Raw genomic sequence first — 18,328 nt, forward strand, 5'->3', positions numbered from 1 at the left:
GGAAAGCGGGCACGGGCCCGCAAGCGTGGTGCGGCGCAGCATGGCATATTATATATTGATTCTCAATTGCAATAAACATGCAGAACAAAGGCGAAGCGGTTAGCCGGATACCCTGAACTGCTTCTCACGCGATGTTGCGCCGCGCAGCAGTTCCAGCCGCGAGGGCGCCACGCCCAGCGCGCGGGCGAGCAGGTCGCGCACGGCGGCGTTGGCCTTGCCGTCCTCCGGCTGAGCGCGGACTTTGGCAGTGAGGCGGCCCTCTACGATTTCCAGTGCCTCGACCTTTGCGCCCGGCGTTACCCGCAAGGCCAGCGCACCGTCGGCATCGACCATGGCCCGCAGCGCCTCGGCATCCGGCAGCATCGCCCTGGGCCGCGCCATCAGCCCTTCAGCCCGAGCGCCTCGGCATGCAGGCGGCCATTGAGGACATAGCCCTTCACGCCCGACTGGTTGGCGACGACGGCCTCGTCGGTCAGATCGCGCAAGTACTTTGCCGGGCGGCCCATCCAGAGCTGGCGAGCACCGATGCGCTTGCCGGTGAGCTGCGAGCCCGCCGCCAGCATGCCGTCGCTCTCGACATAGGAGCCGTCCATCACGATCGCGCCGAGGCCGATGAAGGCGCGGTCTTCCAGCGTGCAGCCGTGCAGCATGACCATGTGGCCGATCAGCACGTCCTCGCCGATGATCGTGGCGTAACCTTCGGGGCGGTGCGGCTTGGGGCTGTCGCAGTGGACGACGGTGCCGTCCTGGATGTTGGTGCGCGCACCGATGACCACGCGGTTGATGTCAGCGCGGATCACGCAGTTGTACCAGATGCTGGCGTCGGCGCCGATCTCGACGTCACCGATGATGCGGCAGCCGGGCGCGATGAAGGCGCTGGAATGGATGCGCGGCGCCTTGCCGTTGAAGGCGGCGATTGTGATGTCGTTACGGTCGGTCATGGATTCCCCGTCAGCCTGCTCCAGCGGACATACGGCAGGATGGAAGCGTGATCGTCCGTCCAGGGTTCCGGCGCCCGTTCTTCAAGCTTGCTCCATGGGGCATCGGGGCGCTGCCTTGCAAGCCTGTCGAGCACGCTCCGATCCGCCGAAAGCGCGATCCAGCGCGAGGGGGTGTAACGCACTTCGTCTTCGGGAAAGTCCAGCCGCGAAAGCGCCATGAGCCCGCTCGCTCGCGCATTGGCGCCGACCACCGGCGCAAGGTCGATGTAGCGGTTGGAGATGTGCAGGATCAGCAGGCCCCCCGGGGTCAGCGCGCGGCGGTAGACCGCCAGCGCCTCGGTCGTCAGCAGGTGCATGGGGATGGCATCGGAGGAGAAGGCATCGATCACCAGCACGTCGAAGCTGCGCGGCGCGACGTGTGCCAGTTCCAGCCGGGCATCGCCGATCACCACGCGGGCCTTCGGGGTGCAGTCCTTGAGGAAGGTGAACTGCCGCGTCGTGGAGAAGCGCAGCACGACCGGGTCGATCTCGAAGAAAGTCCAGTCCTGCCCCGGCTGCGAACGGCAGGCGAGCGAGCCGGTGCCGAGCCCGACAACGCCCACGCGCGCCTGCGGCCCCTCGATCGCGGGCACTGCCGCCAGCGCGAGGGCGACGCCCGAGCCGGGGCCGTAATAGGTCAGCGCATCGTGCGTGCGCGCGGGATCGAGCGCCTGCATGCCGTGTAGCGTCGTGCCGTGCGCCAGCGTGCGGAAGCGTCCCTCCGCGTCGTCGCGCAAGGTATAGATGCCGAAATAGCTGCGGGTGCGCTCGCCTTCCAGAGTGGCGCGCACGGTCCACAGGCCGCCCTGTCCGACCATGCCGATCAGCAGGACAAGCGCGAAGGCCCCGCGCCATGCCATGACCATCACCCCCACGCCGACGAGGAACACCGTCAGCATCAGGCTGAACAGCGCCTCCTCGGGGTCCAGCACGGTCTGCAGCAGTTCCCAGCCCAGGAAGCCCGCGAAGAGCAGCACCACGGTCAGCGCGATGCGCGCCATGCCGGGCTCCATATCGGTGCTGTCGCGCCAGTTCAGCAGCGGGCGCAGCGGCATCAGCAGCGCGGCGGCGAGGACCAGCAGCGGGTGCTCCCAGGCCCAGTCGAACACCAGCGGCGCGATCAGCGCGGTGAACACGCCGCCCAGCGCTCCGCCCGCCGACATGACGAGGTAGAAGCGGGTAAGCTGCGCCTCTCCCGGCCTCAGGTCGTAGAGCCGCGCGTGCAGCGTCGTCGCCACGCAGAGCAGCAGCAGGCAGGTGCCCGCCACGGCCCACAGGGTGCCCGAGCCATTCGACAGCATCGCGTAGCTGCCCATGAACAGCACCACCACCGGCGCGATGCGGCTGACGAAGGTAGCCGACCCGCGCCGGTCGGAGAACGCGATCACGAAGCTCAGCAGGTAGAGCCCCAGCGGGATCACCCAGAGCAGCGGCATCGCGAAGATGTCGGTGGTGAGATGCGTGGTGGTCGAGAGCATCAGCCCCGAAGGCACCGCCGACAGCGCCAGCCACAGGCCGATGGTGCGGGCGGGGATGCGCTCCGAAGCGTGGGCCTGTGCGATCGGCGCGGGGGTATTGCGGCGGCTGAATCCGGCCAGCGCGATCAGCAGCACCAGCACGGCGAAGCCGCCAGACCACGCGAGGCTCTGCAGACGGACGCTCAGCAGCGGCTCGGCCAGCAGCGGATAGGCGATGAGCCCCGCGAAGCTCCCGAGGTTGGAGGCGGCGTAGAGCGCCCAAGGTGCACCCGCTTCGGGCGCAGCGGCGAACCAGCGCTGCATGAGCGGCGCCTGCGCGGATACGACGAAGAATACCGGGCCGATGCTCGCGCCCAGTAGCAGCGGCACCCATGCGGCCTCCGGCAGCCCGGCGATGCGCGGCATGTCGATCAGGCCCACCGGCAAGGTCAGCGCGGCGACCAGCAGCAGCGCGAGGTGAATCATCGCCTGCCGCTTCAGCGCGAACCGGCCGAGCCAGTGCGCATAGGCGTACCCCGCCAGCAACAGCGCCTGATAGACCAGCATCGCGCTGTTCCACACGTTCGGCGCGCCGCCGAGCCGGGGCAGCGCCATGCGCGCCACCATCGGCTGGACGAGGAACAGCAGGAAACTGCCGACGAGGATGGTGGCGACGAAAAGCCCGCGGCGCGGCGGGGTTGTCCGGGCGGTTTGCAGCATGTGCTCGGCGGTGTCGGTCATTGCGGCAAGACAGGTACGTGGTGCCGGCAGGGAAGGATAGACCTTCACTCGTCATTGCGAGCGCAGCGAAGCAATCCAGGGCGGCTCAAGACTGCCCTGGATTGCTTCGCTACGCTCGCAATGACGAAATGTGGTGCCCTGTGGCTAGCGCCCCGCGCGCCCAATGCTCCGCCACGCCTCGGCGGTGATCGAATGGACGATCGTATCGCCCACCGGCGGCTCGAACCGCGCATCGACGAAGTCCAGTTCCGCGCGCCGCACCATGCCGAGGCGCAGCATCAGGCCCCAGCTGGCGGTGTTCTCGAGGTTGGTGATGGCGAAGATCTCCGCCGCCCCGAACCGCTCGAACCCGGCATCGAGCGAGGCGATGGCAGCTTCCTTGGCATAGCCCTGCCCCCAGGAATCCTCACGAAACCGCCAGCCGATCTCCATCTCGCCGGGGAACGTCGCCCCCGGCGCATCGATAACCTTAAGGCCGCAGAAGCCGAGCACTTCGCCGTCGTCCTTGCGCTGGGCGATCCAGAAGGTGTGGCCGAGACGGTTCTGGAAACCCAGCACCCGCTCCTCGAACAGCGCCACCTTGGCATCGTCCATCACGCCGCCGAGATGGCGCATGACGGCGGGCGTATTGGTGCCCTCTGCGAAACGCGCAATGTCGCCCTCACCCCAGTCGCGCAGGATCAGGCGGTCGGTCTCGATCCTAACCACGCAGCAGCCGCGCCGCATGGGCCGCATGGTATGTCAGCACGCCCGAGGCGCCGGCGCGCTTGAAGGCGGTCAGCGTCTCCAGCACCATGGCGTCGCGATCCGCCGCGCCCGCCGCGACCGCGTGCTCGATCATCGCGTATTCGCCGGAGACCTGATAAGCGAAGACGGGCACCTCGAACGTGTCCTTCACCCGGCGGATGATGTCGAGGTAAGGCAGACCCGGCTTCACCATCACCGTGTCGGCGCCCTCGGCGAGGTCCATCTCGACTTCGCGCAGCGCTTCCTCAGTGTTGCCGGGGTCCATCTGGTAGGTCTTCTTGTCGCCCTTGAGCAGCCCGCGCGAACCGACCGCGTCGCGGAACGGGCCGTAGAACGCCGAGGCGTACTTGGCGGCGTAGCTCATGATCTGGACGTTGATGTGGCCCGCGTCCTCCAGCGCGTCGCGGATCGCGGCGATGCGGCCGTCCATCATGTCTGAAGGCGCGATGATGTCCGCGCCCGCGTTGGCCTGGTTGAGCGACTGGCCGACCAGTGCCTCGACCGTCTCGTCGTTGAGGACGTAGCCCGCATCGTCGATCAGCCCGTCCTGTCCGTGGCTGGTATAGGGATCGAGCGCCACGTCGGTGAGCAGGCCGATTTTATCGCCCAGTTCCGCCCGGATCGCGCGGATCGCGCGGCACATCAGGTTGTCCGGGTTGAGCGCCTCGGCCCCGCCCTCGCTACGGCGATCGGGCTGGGTGTGCGGGAACAGCGCGAGCACCGGGATGCCGAGGTCCACCGCTTCCTTCGCCCGTTCGACGATGAGGTCCACCGACCAGCGCGACACGCCCGGCAGCGCGGCGATGGGCTGCTCCACGCCTTCGCCCTCGGTGATGAAGAGGGGCCAGATGAGGTCCGCCGGGGTCAGCACCGTCTCGCGATGGAGCGCGCGGCTCCAGGCGGTGGCGCGGGTACGGCGGAGGCGGGTGTGGGGATATGTGCCGGTCATGGCGGGGTGCTTGCCGGAAAACGAAGGCGGGGGCAATCGGGGGAGGGTTGCGATTTGCGCGGGTTGGGGTGCGCGGGACTGCCTTGATCCTCCCTGTCGCGAAGCGATGGGGAGGTGGCAGCCCGCAGGGCTGACGGAGGGGGCCGGCTCCCCCCTCCACCACCGACTTCGTCGGCGGTCCCCCTCCCCATTGCTGCGCAACGGGGAGGATAAGGCATCACCGCCCCAGCTTGTCGATCTCGCGCGTGGTCTCGACCGGATCGCTCGCCACCGGCTCGATCGATCCCAGCGCCGCACCCGGAGTCACGCCCAGCAGTGCATTGAGCCGCGCCTTGAAGGCATCGCGCTCGCGCCCGTCGATCTCGGGCCGCTGCATCACCGCGATTCCCGCCGGATTGATGGTGCGACCACCGCGATAGGCCTCGAAGTGGAGATGCGGTCCCGTCGAGAGCCCGGTGGAGCCCACATAGCCGATCACCTGCCCGGCTCGCACATGCGTACCATTGCTGACGGCGATGCGGCTCATGTGGCCGTAGCCGGTGCCGAGACCGCCGCCGTGCTGCAGCCGCACGTAGTTGCCGTGCCCGCCATGCCGCCCGGCGAAGGTCACCACGCCGTCCGCCACCGCATAGATCGGCGCTCCATAAGGCGCGCCGAAGTCGATACCGGCATGCATCCGCACATAACCGAGGATCGGATGGCGCCGCCCGCCATAGGGCGACGTGATCCGCGTGCTCGCCACCGGCTGGCCGATCGGCACGGCGCGGGGTTGGCCGATGGAACTGGCGGCGAACATCTGCCCGTCATTGCCCCAGCGCATCAGCTGCAGTTGCGGCTTCCCGCCCCGCGCGACGCCTGCATAGAGCAGGTCCCCCACCTCGCGCTCGCCCTTGGCCGAGCGTTTGTAGGACAGGATCATGTCGAATTCGTCGCCCGAACGCAGATCGCTGTCGAGGCTGAGGTACTTGTCCACCGCGCGCAGGTACGACTGGATCGCCGCCACCGGCGCCCCGGCATTGCGCGCCGAGCGGTAGAGGCTGGAGCCCACGGTGCCGCGAATGCGCAGCGGGGTCTCGTCGACCCGGATCGGATGGCGCACCGCCATAAGACCACCGGCACCGCGCTCGATGGAAAGATCGAGGTCGAACCGCGCCCGGAACGACAGCGAATCGAGTGCCCGCGCCGCGCCCTCGGCGGGACGGCGGCCCAGCGTGATGTCGAACTGCGTGCCCGAACCGATCTCTCCGGCCGGCACGACCTGGCCGACAAGCTGCGTCACTTGCGCCACCTCGGCCGATCCCAGCCCGGCGCGCTGGAGCAGGCCGGGGAGGGTGTCGCCCTGTCCCAGCGTCGAGGTCAGCTGCACGGTAGGTCGCTCGGGCGCGCCGGTCAGCGGGCTGACCAGCGGCGTCGCACCCATGTGGCGGCCGGTGTCGGCCCCCAGCGCGAGCGGGGCGATCGACTGGCTGCGGAATTCGCCCTGCTGGCTGGCGTCGAGCGGCATCGTCGCCGCAGCCTCGACCGCGCTGAAACCGGGGAGCAGCGCCAGCGCAGCGCCGCTCAGGCCCAGCATCGTGGCGAGCCCGCGCAGCCACTTGCGGCTGCCGATGTCGGCGGCAAGGTCGGGGGCCAGTTCGATGCGGTGGCACCAGTTCTCGACCCGGGCGCGCAGGGAAGGGCGGGGTGAAGCTTCGTCGTCCCGGACCTGATCCGGGACCGCTGGCCGAGAACGGCCTTGCTCTGCGGGAAACACCAGAAGCACGGCATCGTCGCGCCGCGTGGCCGCAGGCGTCAGCCCGTCCGGGTTCTGAGTTTCAGCGCGATCGTCGCGATCGCGCTGCTGCGGCTTGAACACCTTCGCGCGGTTCCCTCGTTGCAACCCTTTGGTCCGCGGCGGCGGACCTCGCGCAATTTCCCTGCCCGAACAAGGTTACGAACATCCTAAGACTGTGGATTCAGGGGGGTCTGCGGGATACCCCGAGTCTTGCGAGCGGCGGGCTGCGGTGCCACATTCACCGGCATAATGGTTCAGCACCGGAACGGCTCGGCATTAAAGGACGCTCCCGGCGCGGTGAAGGCGGTGCTTGGCCCGACCAACACCGGCAAGACACACCTCGCGATCGAGCGGATGTGCGCCCACTCCAGCGGCATGATCGGCTTCCCGCTGCGCCTGCTGGCGCGCGAGGTCTACGACCGCGTAGTCAAGATCAAGGGCGAGGCCAGCGTCGCGCTCATCACTGGCGAGGAGCGGATCGAGCCGAAGAACGCCCGCTACCTGCTCTGCACGGCCGAGGCGATGCCCGTGTCCGAACGCTCGATGGCCTTCGTCGCCATCGACGAGGCGCAACTGGCGGCGGATCGCGAGCGCGGCCATGTCTTCACCGATCGCCTGCTGCACGCACGGGGCAGGGAGGAGACGATGATCCTCGGCTCCTCCACCGCCGAGCCGCTGGTGAAGGCACTGGTGCCCGGGGTGGAGGTCGTCACCCGCCCGCGCTTCTCCACCCTGACTCACGCGGGCGCGAAGAAGCTCAGCCGCGTGCCGCCCCGCAGCGCCATCGTCGCCTTCTCGACCGAGCAGGTCTATGCCATCGCCGAAATGCTGCGCCGGTTCCGGGGCGGCGCGGCGGTGGTGATGGGCGCGCTCAGCCCGCAGACGCGCAACGCCCAGGTGGCGCTCTACCAGTCGGGGGAGGTGGACTACCTCGTCGCCACCGACGCGATCGGCATGGGCCTCAACCTCGATGTCGAGCATGTCGCCTTCGCGGGCCTCTCCAAGTACGACGGCCGTCGCCACCGCCGCCTGACGCCGCCCGAGATGGCGCAGATCGCCGGGCGGGCAGGGCGCCACCAGAAGGACGGCAGCTTCGGCACGCTCACCGGCACCGGCGGCCACGATTCCGAATTCGACCCAGAAGAAATCTACGCGATCGAGGAACACCGCTTCGCGCCCCTGACCAAGCTGTTCTGGCGCGAGCCCGAGCCCCGCTTCGACAGCCTCGCCACCCTAATCGCCGACCTCGAAACGCCGCCGCTGCGCCCCGAACTCGCGCCTGCGCCCGAGGCGATCGACCTCGCCGTGCTCAAGCGCCTCGCGGACGAGGGGCCGGTGGCGGACACCGTGCGCGGGTTCGGGCAGGTGCGCCGCTTCTGGGACGTGTGCCGTCTGCCGGACTTTCGCCAGCAGGGGGTGGAAACGCATTCGCGCTTCGTCGCGCGGCTGTGGCAGGACCTCCGCAGCGGCGAACTCGGGGCCGATTTCGTCGCCGGGCAGATCGCGCAACTGGACCGCACCGGCGGCGACATCGACACGCTGCAGGGCCGCATCGCCGCGATCCGTTCGTGGGCCTACATCGCCCAGCGTCCCGATTGGGTACTCGCGCGCGATGAAATGGCCGCCCGCGCCCGTGCGGTTGAGGCTCGACTTTCGGACGCACTTCACGGAAAGCTGACGGAACGATTCATCAACCGCAGGACGGCCGTTCTGATGAAGAAGCTGGGACCGGATACCGGACTGCTCTCGGTCCGGCTGGAAGACGAGGAAGTGCTGGTCGAGGGCGAGCACATCGGCTCGCTGCGCGGCTTCACCTTCCAGGTCGATCCCGGCGCGCGCCTGTCTGATCGCAAGCTGCTGCTGGCGGCGGCGGAAAAGCACTTGTCCACGCTGCTCGGCACGCGTGCCGATGCGCTGGTCACGGGCATTCACGAAGGCACCGCCGCGATCACCTTGGCCGACGGCGCGCTTGTCTGGGACGGGCAGAAGCTGGCGAGCCTCGCGCCCGGCCGCTCGCTGCTGGCGCCGGTGATGGTGCCCGACCGTGCGCTCGATGCCGTGCCCGACGTGTCGCGCAAGGCGCTCGTCGCCGCGCTGGAAGTGTGGCTGGAGGCGGCACTGAAGCCACTCGCCCCGCTCGCCAAATTGGACGAGGCAAGCCGCGCGACCGACGCCGGGTCGGACTTGCGCGCGCTGCTCATCACCCTGGTCGAGCGCGGCGGCATGACCGCGCGCGAGGAATCGGGGCTGGACCGACTCGACAAGCAGCGCCGCACGATGCTGGCGCGGCTGGGCGTGCGGGTAGGGGCGCTCGACCTCTTCGTGCCCGCCATGCTGCGCACGCCGGTCATTGCGCTGTGGCGGCAGCTGGCGAAAGTATCGGGCAAGAAAGAGGGCGGAGCGCCCGCTCCCGACATGCCGCCGGTGCTGCCCGCCGGAAACCATCGCCCGCCGCCCGGCTACCGCGCGCTTGGCAAGCAATTGCTACGCCTCGACATGGCCGAGAAGCTGCTGCGCGAGGCGCATGAACTTCGTGCGGCGGAAAAGCGCGGCAGCTTCGCGCTCGATCCGGCGCGGGCGGTCTCGATGGGACTGACGACCTCCAGCTATGCCCGGCTGCTCCGGCTCGGCGGATTCCAGCCGCTGATGCCGCGCGCGCTGGCGGAAGGACAGCACGGGCCGCCCGCCCCGGTGCGCTGGCGCTGGCGTCCGCCCCGCCGCCAGGCCGAGCCCGAGCGCGCGGCCCCGGTGCGGCGCGACGGCGCCTTCGCGGCGCTTGCGGACATGGTGCGGTAGGCCGGGTGCGGTAGGGAGGACCGATGGCGACAGGGATGCGCGTCGACAAGCTGCTGTGGTTCCTGCGCCTCGCCAGGACCCGGCCGGTCGCGCAGACGCTGGCCGAAGAGGGCCACATGCGGCTCAACGGCCGTCGCATCGACCGCGCCCACCAGAAGATCGCGGCGGGCGACGTGCTGACGCTTCCGATAGCTGGAGGCGTGCGGGTGATAGAAGTCCTATCCTTGCCCGAACGGCGCGGACCCTATAGCGAAGCTGTCAGCTGCTACAGAGTGCTTGACGGCAGGCCCGTCGATCCCATAGCTGCGCCCGAATCGAATGACGCCTGAAGGAAGGATACCGCACTCATGACGTATGTCGTCACCGACGCCTGCATCAGGTGCAAGTACACGGACTGCGTGGAAGTCTGCCCCGTGGACTGCTTCTACGAAGGCGAGAACATGCTGGTCATCAACCCCAGCGAATGCATCGACTGCGGCGTGTGCGAGCCCGAATGCCCGGCGGAAGCGATCCTGCCCGACACCGAGAGCGGCCTTGAGCAGTGGATGGAGATCAACGCCAAGTATTCGGCGGAATGGCCCAACCTCACCACCCGCAAGGACGCGCCGGACGATGCCGACGCGATGAAGGGCGAGGAAGGCAAGTTCGAAAAGTATTTCTCGCCCGAGCCCGGCGAAGGCGACTGATCCTGCTGCGGCGGGCCTGAGGCTCGCCGACCAAAACCCGCAGATTCCCGTGGTTTGCGCTTTGTGCAACAGAGCCACGGAAGACCCATGAGGCGCGAAACGGAAACGTTTACGCGCCTCTGGATTTTTTGGCATATTGCTGCTATATAATCGTTCAACTGCCCGAGCCTTCTGCTCGTTCGGCAGGCATTTTCATTGCGAGGCAGGGTTCGAAAGCAGACGGTTGGGAGAGTGATCTGACCGGGCGCGGAGACGATTCGTCTCCCTGTCGCACCCCCGGTTATCTCCCGATTTGAACAAACTGGAACCCTGCAGGTGAAAGGACGATACATGGCAACCAGGATCGATGCATTCGATGTTGGAGATTACGTCGTTTACCCGAAGCACGGTGTTGGTCGGGTTATTGAGCTGCAGAAGCAGGAAATCGCCGGGATGCAGCTCGAGCTTTACGTGTTGCGGTTCGAGAAAGAGCGCATGACCCTGCGCGTTCCCGTCAACAAGGTCGAATCGATCGGCATGCGCAAGCTGTCTTCGGACAAGACCCTGCGCGAAGCGCTCGATACCCTCAAGGGCAAGCCCAAGGTGAAGCGTACCATGTGGTCGCGCCGTGCCCAGGAATACGAAGCGAAGATCAACTCGGGCGACCTCGTGTCGATCGCCGAAGTGACCCGCGACCTGTTCCGCGCCGACGACCAGCCCGAACAGAGCTATTCGGAGCGTCAGATCTTCGAAGCCGCTTCGTCGCGCCTGGCCCGCGAACTCGCGGCGATGGAAAAGACCGACGAGCAGGCCGCGCTCAAGAAGATCCTCGCGATCCTCAACGAGCACGCGCCCAAGTACTACGACACCGCCGAGACCGCCTGATCCTTTCAGGCGTTCCACGTGGAACCATGGGGCCGCTTCCGCAAGGGAGCGGCCCCTGTCGTTTGTAGTCCGGCGTTTTGGAGACGATTGTTCATTGCGCTGTCATCTGGTGCGTGTGAAGCTGGCGGTATGAAGCGTCTTGTCGTCCCCTTCGCCGTGTTGATGGCCCTGCCGATGCTCTCGGGCTGCGTTCGCACCGCCGCCAGCATCGTCACCGCTCCGGTACGCGTGGCGGGCAAGGCGGTCGACTGGACCACCACCAGCCAGTCCGAATCCGACGAAAAGCGCGGCCGCGCCCTGCGCAAGCGGGATGAGGAACTGGGCAAGCTCAACCGCAGCTACGAGAAGAACACCCGCGACTGCCAGCGCGGTTCCGAAGCCGCCTGCGACCGTGCGCGCAACGATTACGGCGCGATGCAGGACTTGCGCGAAAAGGCGATCTGATCGCGCTGGGAAGGGCGGTGGCTCTTCCGTCACTACATCAACAAACTTCGTCATTGCGAGCGTAGCGAAGCAATACAGGGCAGTATCAAACCGTCCTGGATTGCTTCGCTACGCTCGCAATGACGAGGGGGTGGGGATGCGCCGTATCGGAGCCCCGATTTAGTCGAGCCTCAATGCACCGGCGGATCGACCGGCGGCACCTTGCCGACCGGCGACACCGGCTCACCCGGTTCGCGCGGAGGTAGAGCGTTTTCCGGCACTTCGTCGATCTGCATCGCCGGGGTCGGCACCTTCTCCAGATTGCGCGCGGTCACCCGGATCTGGTCGCCGTCGATCACGATCTCGTTGAAGCTAGGCGGTGTGGAGCGAATGCGCTTCGACAGCGTGCCCGCACCGATCATCCGAAGCGGCCCGGCGGATGTCTGCTCGGTCAGGTCGAACGGGTCGTGGATATGACCCGAGAGCACCGCCATGACCTTGCGCCCGGCCAGCACTTTCATCGTGCGGGTGCCGTTGATGGTCAGCAGCTTACCGTCCGCGCGGCGCTCAGGCAGCGGGTGGTGGCAGGTGACGAGGACGCGCGTGCCTTCGGGCAGGGCGTCGATCTGCGCCAGCGTCTGCTTCAGGGCATGATCGGTCACCCAGCCATTCGACCAGGGGAAGCGCTGATACTGCGCGCGCGTGGTCGTGCGCAGCGGCACGATGGCGAGGTTGGGCAGGTCCAGCTGGGTCTCGACCATCCGCTCGATCGCCTTGAACCGGCGATAGGGGTCGAAGAAACGCTGGTAGAGGTTGAAGTAGGGAATGTCGTGATTGCCCACCTCGACCGTGACCGGCACGTCGAAGCCCTGAATCCACTCGCACGCGGCCTGGAATTCGGGGTGGCGGGCACGCATGGTCAGGTCGCCGGTGATCGCGACGGCATGCGGCATCTCACGATCGATGCAGGCCTTGGCCCAGTCGATGGCCTGCTGATCGACCAACCCGAAATGGATGTCGCTCAGATGGAACAACCGCAACGGACCGTTGTACATCGAGGCCGTCTTGCCGTGCATTATCCGTCGAACTCCTTCGTCGTCACCAGGTCGACCTCGCAGGTGCCCAGTTCGAAAATTTCCTCGGCGGCGCCGTCGAACGGCTCGCCGTCTATCAGCAGGCCCATCGGCTCGCCCGTGGGGCAGACCAGCCGCAGCCTGGGGTGACGGCCCAGTTCGTCGTGCGGGCCGTCGCGAAAGTTACGGTTGAGCAGGGCGATGCCTTGCCCGGCGTAGTCCCCCAGCGACTCGGCATAATAGCCGTTCGCTCGCAGGCCGTCGTCCTTGGGAACAACCGTGATCGCGGCATAGCCTTCCTCTCGTCCCCCGTCGACCTCCGTACTACCGACCTCGGCGCACATGACTTTCGGGCCGTTCGCGGACTGGGCGATCGCCTCGCGCGTCGAGGCGACGAAATCGATCACGTTCATCGCGCGCATCGCCTCGCGCACTTCGTTCCACACCGTCCCCGGCCCGGCGAGCGCGCCGGTGAGGCCGATGCCGTGGCGGGAGACGATCACCGGCGGACGCACCGTGCTCAGGGCCGCGCCGGAAAGTCGCGCGACGATCTCGGGCGCAGGTACGTCGCCGTGCATGCGCTTGGCGAGGAGGTTCATCGTCCCGCCCGGCAGCACCAGCACGGCACCGCCCCAGCCATAGGCCTCCATGACCACCGAGTGCGTCGTGCCATCACCGCCGAATACCGCCAGCATGTCCACGCCCGCCGCATCGAGATCGGCGGGCTGAGGGGCGGGATCGTCGGGAAAGCGCAGCACCCGGTCAGAGCCGAGGCCAGCCGCCTCGAAGGCGGCGAGCAGTTCCTCCACCGCCGCGTCGTTGTTGCTGCCGCTGGCCGCGTTGCAGACGAGCCAGACCTTTGCCGAAGATGTGCCGTTTGAAGTCATGCCCGCACAAGCGCCCGAGCCGGGGCAGGGTTCCCCGGCGAAGTTCCCTTCAAACGCGCCCGCTGAAGACCAGCCAGGCGGACACGCCATTGAGGGCAGTATAGAGCGCGTAGAGCAGCGCCCAGCCGGTCGATCCCGACGCCGCGACGATCATCACACCCACCAGCATCACGAACTCGACGATGAGGCTCAGCCGCCCGCCAAGCGCCTGGAAGAACCACGGCACATGCATCAGCATCGGGTGGTTGCTTTCGAGCAGCGCCTTGTGCGCGGCGAAATTGACGATTCCGAGGCAGAATACGAGGATCAGGGGGGTCATGTGCGGCCAGTCTATCGACTGCGCGGCGGCAGCGCCACCGCATTGCGCACGATTCGATCGCCCGTGGCGCACGACGCGTCATCATCTTGCATGTCGTTCGTCGACTACAAATGTCGTTGGTCCGTCCGCCTGCGCCTTCGTCGGATCACTTCTGCCCGCAATCGACCTTCGCGTGATCGTGTGCCGGATGTGAGGCACATCACACTCATCGAGCCGGACGGAACACAGTTCTTCCCCACGGCTCACACCGTGAGGAGGAAAATACCATGTTCAAGACCGCACCCAAGACCGCCATCTTCGCCGCCGCAGCCCTCTGCACCGTCGGCCTGTTCTCGGCCCCGGCCGCCTTCGCCAAGAGCGTCGAAGTCCGCTACGCCGACCTCGACCTCGGCACCGTCGAAGGGCAGGGCATGCTGCAGAAGCGTATCAACAAGGCCGCCCGCAGCGTCTGCCGCGTCAGCCGCCCGACAACGGGCACCCACATCGACAGCAACGTCGACACCGAGTGCTACCGTCAGGCCCGCCTGAACGTGCAGCAGCAGGTCGCCGCCGCGATCGACAAGGCCGACGACACCCGCCTCGGCGGCTAAGGCTTAAACCCCATCAATCCAGGTCCCAAAAGAAGAAAAGACCCGGAAAAATCCTGATGGCGGGCTTAGCGGCCCGCCATTTTCTTTACGCCGGGAAGATACGTTCGACCGATCCGCAAGGCCTCTCCGTCCGCCGTTTCCGCCGACCAGACGCCAAGCCCCTCGTGACGCAAGCCCGAAACGTGGCTGCGCTGCAGGATGCAACTGCGATGGATACGGATGAACCGCTCAGGGTCGAGGCGCTCCTCCAGACTCGTGATGGTCTGGAGCAGCAGGTAGCTTTGCGTCCCCACATGCAGGCGCACGTAATCGCGCTCGGCATCGATGCGCTGGACCTCGGCGGCGGGCACGCGCACCAGTTCGGATCGGTGCGGCACCCAGAATTCGTCGAGCCACTGGCTGAGCGCCGGAACCTGAGCCCGCTCGCCCCGGCGCGACACCACGCGGGTCACGGCGCGCTGCAGGCGATCAGGCGCCACCGGCTTGAGGACATAGTCCACCGCATCGAGATCGAACGCCTCGACCGCGAACTCATCGTGCGCGGTCACGAAGATCACCGCCGGAGCGTCCGGCCGGCCGCCCAGCGTGCGCGCCACGGTGAGCCCGTCGGTCTCCGGCATCGTCAGGTCGAGCAGCACCAGGTCGGGCGTCAGCGCATCGATCAGGCGCAACGCGGCCTGGCCGTCGCTCGCCGTGCCGATCACGGAAATCCCTTCGATCCGGGAGCAGATCACCTGCATGCGCTCGACAGCCAGCGGCTCGTCGTCGACGATCAGGGTGCGCAGGGGAGCGGCGGGCGCGGCGCCTTCGGGCTCAGACATTACCCGCCTCCAGCGGCATGCGCAGGATCGTCGCGAAACCGCCGTTCGGGCGCTTGCCGTAGGAGATCGTCGCAGCCTCCCCGTAACGCGCCCGCAGGCGGTCGCGCACGTTGTTGAGGCCGATGCCGCAGCCCTCGGTCTTGATCTTCAACTCGCCGCTCATCTCTCCGGGTCCATCGTCATGGACGGCGACGACGAGCTGGCCACCCTCGCGCCGCGCCTCGATGGCAATGGTCACCGGCCGCTGCGTCGCGGCGACGGCATACTTCACGGAATTCTCGACGAGCGGTTGCAATATCATGCCCGGAACTTTCGCATCGAGAACGGCCTCGTCAATATCGATATGCGTTAGCAATCGATTGGGGAAGCGGACTGCCTCGATCGCGAAGTAAAGGCGCTGCAGCTCTATCTCGTCAACCAGCGAAAGATCGTTGGTGGGATCACCTGACAAAGTGCGGCGGTAGAACGTCGACAGCGTCTGGATCATCTCTTCGGCATCGTCCTGCCGTCCGACCATGACCAGCGCCGACAGCGAATTGAGCGTGTTGAACAGGAAATGCGGATTCACCTGATAGCGCAGCGAACGCAGTTCGGCCTGTTCGGCGGCGCGGCGGTATTCGCCCTCGCGCCGTTCTGCCGCGCGGGCCTCCTCGGCCTTGGCGAGCGCGAAGTAGAGCGCCACCCACGCGAGCACGAGGAAGTAGCGTCCGAACGCCGTGTCGGCGATGTTCGCCCAGCGCCCGAAATTGGCGCCGAGGGCAGAGTTGGTCTTGATCGTGATCGCCGAGGAATGCTGCGGCCGGGCTGCGCCGCTTTCCTCGCTCGGCGCATCCGTCGGCTCGTCCGGAACCTCGCTGGAGCCAGGTGCTGGCGGGGCGGGGGGAGCGGGCGGCGGCAGGATCTTGGGCAGGTCCACCAGGATGTTGCCGGCCTCGTCCTGCGTGATGCGCACGTTGCCCGCAGCCACCGCTGCCGCATCTTCCTCGCTGCCGTAGGCTGCCGGGCGTTCAATGTCGGAGAAGATCACGTCGTTGACGATGCTGAGCACCAGCGACAGCGGGAACGCGCCGATCAGCACGATGGCGAAGCGGACCCGGCCCGATTTGCGATCCAGCAGCTGCAGCAGCGGCCAGACGGCGGCCATTACCAGCATCGAGACGATGCAGATCGTCAGGCGCCGCGACAGGAACGACCAGTCGAGGTCGAACCCCATGACCAGACCGCGCAAGCTGGCCACGATGAAGTAGCAGGCCCACAAGGCCGCCAGCGACAGGAGGACGAGCCGCGCCGGAACGCGGGGAGGGGGTGCTGCTTCGGACATTACCGCCCGGTCTAGCGCGAAAACGGTTCGTCGCACCACACCTTCCATCGGACGGAGATTGTCGTTGGTCGAAGGGGGCTGGCAGCTCACGCCCCCCGTTTTGTCATTGCGAGCGTAGCGAAGCAATCCAGGGCGGTTTACGCGGCCCTGGATTGCTTCGCTACGCTCGCAATGACGCAGGTGGGTGTGTGAGGGCAGTTCCGTGACCCCGACGGCGCGCGCCGGGGTCACGGGAAAGAAATCACACCAGCAGGTGTTCCTCGGCGATCTTCGTCTTCCACACCGGCGGGGCCAGCGTGTGGACGTTCTTGCCTTCGGAATCGACGGCCACGGTCACCGGCATGTCCTGCACGGTGAATTCGTAGATCGCCTCCATGCCGAGGTCCGCGAAGCCGACGACCTTGGCTTCCTTGATCGCGCGGGCGACGAGGTAGGCCGCGCCGCCAACCGCCATCAGATAGGCCGACTTGTGCTTGGCGATGGACTCGGTCGCCGCCGGGCCGCGCTCGGACTTGCCGATGCTGGCGAGCAGGCCGAGGTCGAGCATGGTGTCGGAGAACTTGTCCATGCGGGTGGCGGTGGTCGGGCCGGCCGGGCCGACGACTTCCTCGCGCACCGGATCGACCGGGCCGACGTAGTAGATCACGCGGCCCTTGAAATCGACCGGCAGTTCCTCGCCCTTGGCCAGCATGTCGGCGATGCGCTTGTGCGCGGCGTCGCGCCCGGTCAGCATCTTGCCGTTGAGCAACAGGCGATCGCCCTGCTTCCAGCTCTGGACTTCCTCAGCGGTCAGCGTGTCGAGGTTGACCTTGATCGCTTCCTTGCTCGGCTTCCACTCGACCTTGGGCCACTCGTCGAGGTTCGGCGTCTCGAGGAAGCTCGGGCCGGAACCGTCCAGCGTGAAGTGCGCGTGGCGGGTGGCGGCGCAGTTCGGGATCATCGCGACGGGCTTGCCCGCGGCATGGCACGGCCAGTCGAGGATCTTGACGTCGAGGATCGTGGCAAGGCCGCCGAGGCCCTGCGCGCCGATACCCAGCGCGTTGACCTTGTCGAAGATTTCGATGCGCAGCGCCTCGATGTCGTTCTGTGGGCCGCGCTGCTTCAGCTGCGCCATGTCGATCGGCTCCATCAGGCTCTGCTTGGCGAGCTTGACGCAATGCTCGGCGGTGCCGCCGATGCCGATGCCCAGCATGCCCGGCGGGCACCAGCCAGCCCCCATCTGCGGCAGCATCTCGATCACCCAGTCGACGATGGAATCGCTGGGATTCATCATCTTGAACTTGGACTTGTTCTCAGACCCGCCGCCCTTGGCCGCGACGTCGACCGAGATTTTCGAGCCCGGGACCATCTCCACCGACAGCACGCAAGGAGTGTTGTCCTTGGTGTTGCGGCGGGTGAAGGCGGGGTCGGCCAGCACCGAGGCGCGCAGCTTGTTCTCGGGGTGGTTGTAGGCGCGGCGCACGCCGTCATCGACGACGTCTTGCAAGCTGCGCTCGGACTCGAGGCGGCAATTCTGGCCCCACTCGATGAAGACGTTGACGATGCCGGTGTCCTGGCAGATCGGGCGGTGACCCTCGGCGCACATGCGGCTGTTGGTCAGGATCTGGGCGATGGCGTCCTTGGCCGCCGGGCCCTGCTCCGCTTCGTAGGCGTCGCCCAGCGCGCGGATGTAATCCATCGGGTGGTAGTAGCTGATATACTGCAATGCGTCGGCGACGGACTCGATGAGGTCCTCTTCGCGGATGGTCACCATTTCTGTCATGGAATTCTCCGGTCTTCTTGGCCCGATCTGGCGGATAACGTCGGATTTTTGCCGCTCCATAAGCCGCATGGGCGTGATCGTCAAAGTGCTTGATCGGATCGACGGGCGTTGTTTCATGGGGCTTGGCCTGAGAGGCCG

Annotated in this window: 18 protein-coding genes; 6 read left to right on the plus strand and 12 right to left on the minus strand. The window is 67.0% G+C overall.

All coding sequences use genetic code 11. The features are described from left to right. Positions 1 to 99: 99 nt before the first annotated feature. From QRN25_RS11320 to QRN25_RS11345, 6 genes are all read right to left on the minus strand, one after another. A complete protein-coding gene (locus tag QRN25_RS11320) occupies positions 100 to 381 on the minus strand; it encodes a DUF167 domain-containing protein (RefSeq protein WP_271182617.1) in 282 nt (93 codons plus the stop codon). Continuing rightward, on the minus strand, positions 381 to 941 hold the full coding sequence (locus tag QRN25_RS11325) for a gamma carbonic anhydrase family protein (RefSeq protein WP_271182616.1): 561 nt from the start codon (positions 939 to 941) through the stop codon (positions 381 to 383). Before QRN25_RS11325 ends, QRN25_RS11320 begins: the two co-directional genes overlap by 1 nt. Further along, entirely contained in the window at positions 938 to 3,178 is a 2,241-nt protein-coding gene (locus tag QRN25_RS11330; RefSeq protein ID WP_271182615.1) for a spermidine synthase, read from the minus strand. Before QRN25_RS11330 ends, QRN25_RS11325 begins: the two co-directional genes overlap by 4 nt. Before the next feature lie 144 nt (positions 3,179 to 3,322). Beyond that, entirely contained in the window at positions 3,323 to 3,886 is a 564-nt protein-coding gene (locus QRN25_RS11335; RefSeq protein WP_271182614.1) for a GNAT family N-acetyltransferase, read from the minus strand. Beyond that, on the minus strand, positions 3,879 to 4,874 hold the full coding sequence (gene hemB, locus QRN25_RS11340) for a porphobilinogen synthase (RefSeq protein WP_271182613.1): 996 nt from the start codon (positions 4,872 to 4,874) through the stop codon (positions 3,879 to 3,881). The genes QRN25_RS11335 and hemB overlap by 8 nt, the downstream gene beginning before the upstream one ends. Before the next feature lie 217 nt (positions 4,875 to 5,091). Next, positions 5,092 to 6,729 carry a M23 family metallopeptidase gene (locus QRN25_RS11345; RefSeq protein WP_285019620.1) on the minus strand — a complete coding sequence of 546 codons (1,638 nt, stop codon included), beginning with the start codon at positions 6,727 to 6,729 and terminating at the stop codon, positions 5,092 to 5,094. 168 nt (positions 6,730 to 6,897) lie between these two features. Here QRN25_RS11345 and QRN25_RS11350 point away from each other — a divergent pair, with 168 nt between their 5' ends. The 5 genes from QRN25_RS11350 to QRN25_RS11370 all read left to right on the plus strand — a co-directional run bounded on the left by QRN25_RS11350 (position 6,898) and on the right by QRN25_RS11370 (position 11,438). After that, positions 6,898 to 9,444, plus strand: coding sequence for a helicase-related protein (locus QRN25_RS11350; RefSeq protein WP_271182611.1), 2,547 nt, complete (start codon positions 6,898 to 6,900; stop codon positions 9,442 to 9,444). 23 nt (positions 9,445 to 9,467) lie between these two features. Further along, a complete protein-coding gene (locus QRN25_RS11355; RefSeq protein ID WP_008830933.1) occupies positions 9,468 to 9,773 on the plus strand; it encodes an RNA-binding S4 domain-containing protein in 306 nt (101 codons plus the stop codon). An 18-nt stretch (positions 9,774 to 9,791) separates the two neighbouring features. Continuing rightward, positions 9,792 to 10,130, plus strand: coding sequence for a ferredoxin FdxA (gene fdxA / locus QRN25_RS11360; RefSeq protein WP_008830932.1), 339 nt, complete (start codon positions 9,792 to 9,794; stop codon positions 10,128 to 10,130). Positions 10,131 to 10,460: 330 nt separating this feature from the next. Further along, positions 10,461 to 10,994, plus strand: a complete 534-nt coding sequence (locus QRN25_RS11365) for a CarD family transcriptional regulator (protein ID WP_008830931.1) — start codon at positions 10,461 to 10,463, stop codon at positions 10,992 to 10,994. Between the two features lie 129 nt (positions 10,995 to 11,123). After that, positions 11,124 to 11,438 (plus strand): hypothetical protein, encoded by a 315-nt coding sequence (locus QRN25_RS11370; RefSeq protein ID WP_271182610.1) that lies wholly within the window; start codon positions 11,124 to 11,126, stop codon positions 11,436 to 11,438. A gap of 170 nt (positions 11,439 to 11,608) precedes the next feature. Here QRN25_RS11370 and QRN25_RS11375 read toward each other — a convergent pair whose 3' ends face one another. From QRN25_RS11375 to QRN25_RS11385, 3 genes are read right to left on the minus strand one after another with little or no spacing between them, the layout of a single operon-like run. Further along, positions 11,609 to 12,493 carry a metallophosphoesterase family protein gene (locus QRN25_RS11375; protein WP_285019624.1) on the minus strand — a complete coding sequence of 295 codons (885 nt, stop codon included), beginning with the start codon at positions 12,491 to 12,493 and terminating at the stop codon, positions 11,609 to 11,611. Beyond that, on the minus strand, positions 12,493 to 13,377 hold the full coding sequence (locus QRN25_RS11380; protein WP_271182608.1) for a diacylglycerol kinase family protein: 885 nt from the start codon (positions 13,375 to 13,377) through the stop codon (positions 12,493 to 12,495). The genes QRN25_RS11375 and QRN25_RS11380 overlap by 1 nt, the downstream gene beginning before the upstream one ends. 49 nt (positions 13,378 to 13,426) lie before the next feature. Next, positions 13,427 to 13,696, minus strand: a complete 270-nt coding sequence (locus QRN25_RS11385; RefSeq protein WP_036525843.1) for a hypothetical protein — start codon at positions 13,694 to 13,696, stop codon at positions 13,427 to 13,429. Positions 13,697 to 13,962: 266 nt separating this feature from the next. Here QRN25_RS11385 and QRN25_RS11390 point away from each other — a divergent pair, with 266 nt between their 5' ends. Continuing rightward, on the plus strand, positions 13,963 to 14,286 hold the full coding sequence (locus QRN25_RS11390) for a UrcA family protein (protein ID WP_008830926.1): 324 nt from the start codon (positions 13,963 to 13,965) through the stop codon (positions 14,284 to 14,286). Positions 14,287 to 14,351: 65 nt separating this feature from the next. On the opposite strand, the gene QRN25_RS11395 is transcribed toward QRN25_RS11390, so the two are convergent. The 3 genes from QRN25_RS11395 to QRN25_RS11405 form a co-directional block, all read right to left on the minus strand. Next, on the minus strand, positions 14,352 to 15,107 hold the full coding sequence (locus tag QRN25_RS11395) for a LytR/AlgR family response regulator transcription factor (protein ID WP_036525632.1): 756 nt from the start codon (positions 15,105 to 15,107) through the stop codon (positions 14,352 to 14,354). Beyond that, on the minus strand, positions 15,100 to 16,428 hold the full coding sequence (locus QRN25_RS11400) for a sensor histidine kinase (RefSeq protein ID WP_285019628.1): 1,329 nt from the start codon (positions 16,426 to 16,428) through the stop codon (positions 15,100 to 15,102). Before QRN25_RS11400 ends, QRN25_RS11395 begins: the two co-directional genes overlap by 8 nt. Positions 16,429 to 16,669: 241 nt before the next feature. Then, positions 16,670 to 18,190 carry a fumarate hydratase gene (locus QRN25_RS11405; protein ID WP_271182606.1) on the minus strand — a complete coding sequence of 507 codons (1,521 nt, stop codon included), beginning with the start codon at positions 18,188 to 18,190 and terminating at the stop codon, positions 16,670 to 16,672. Positions 18,191 to 18,328: the final 138 nt, after the last annotated feature.

It is taken from the genome of Novosphingobium sp. fls2-241-R2A-195 (genome assembly GCF_030209485.1).
GTDB classification, from domain to species: domain Bacteria; phylum Pseudomonadota; class Alphaproteobacteria; order Sphingomonadales; family Sphingomonadaceae; genus Novosphingobium; species Novosphingobium resinovorum.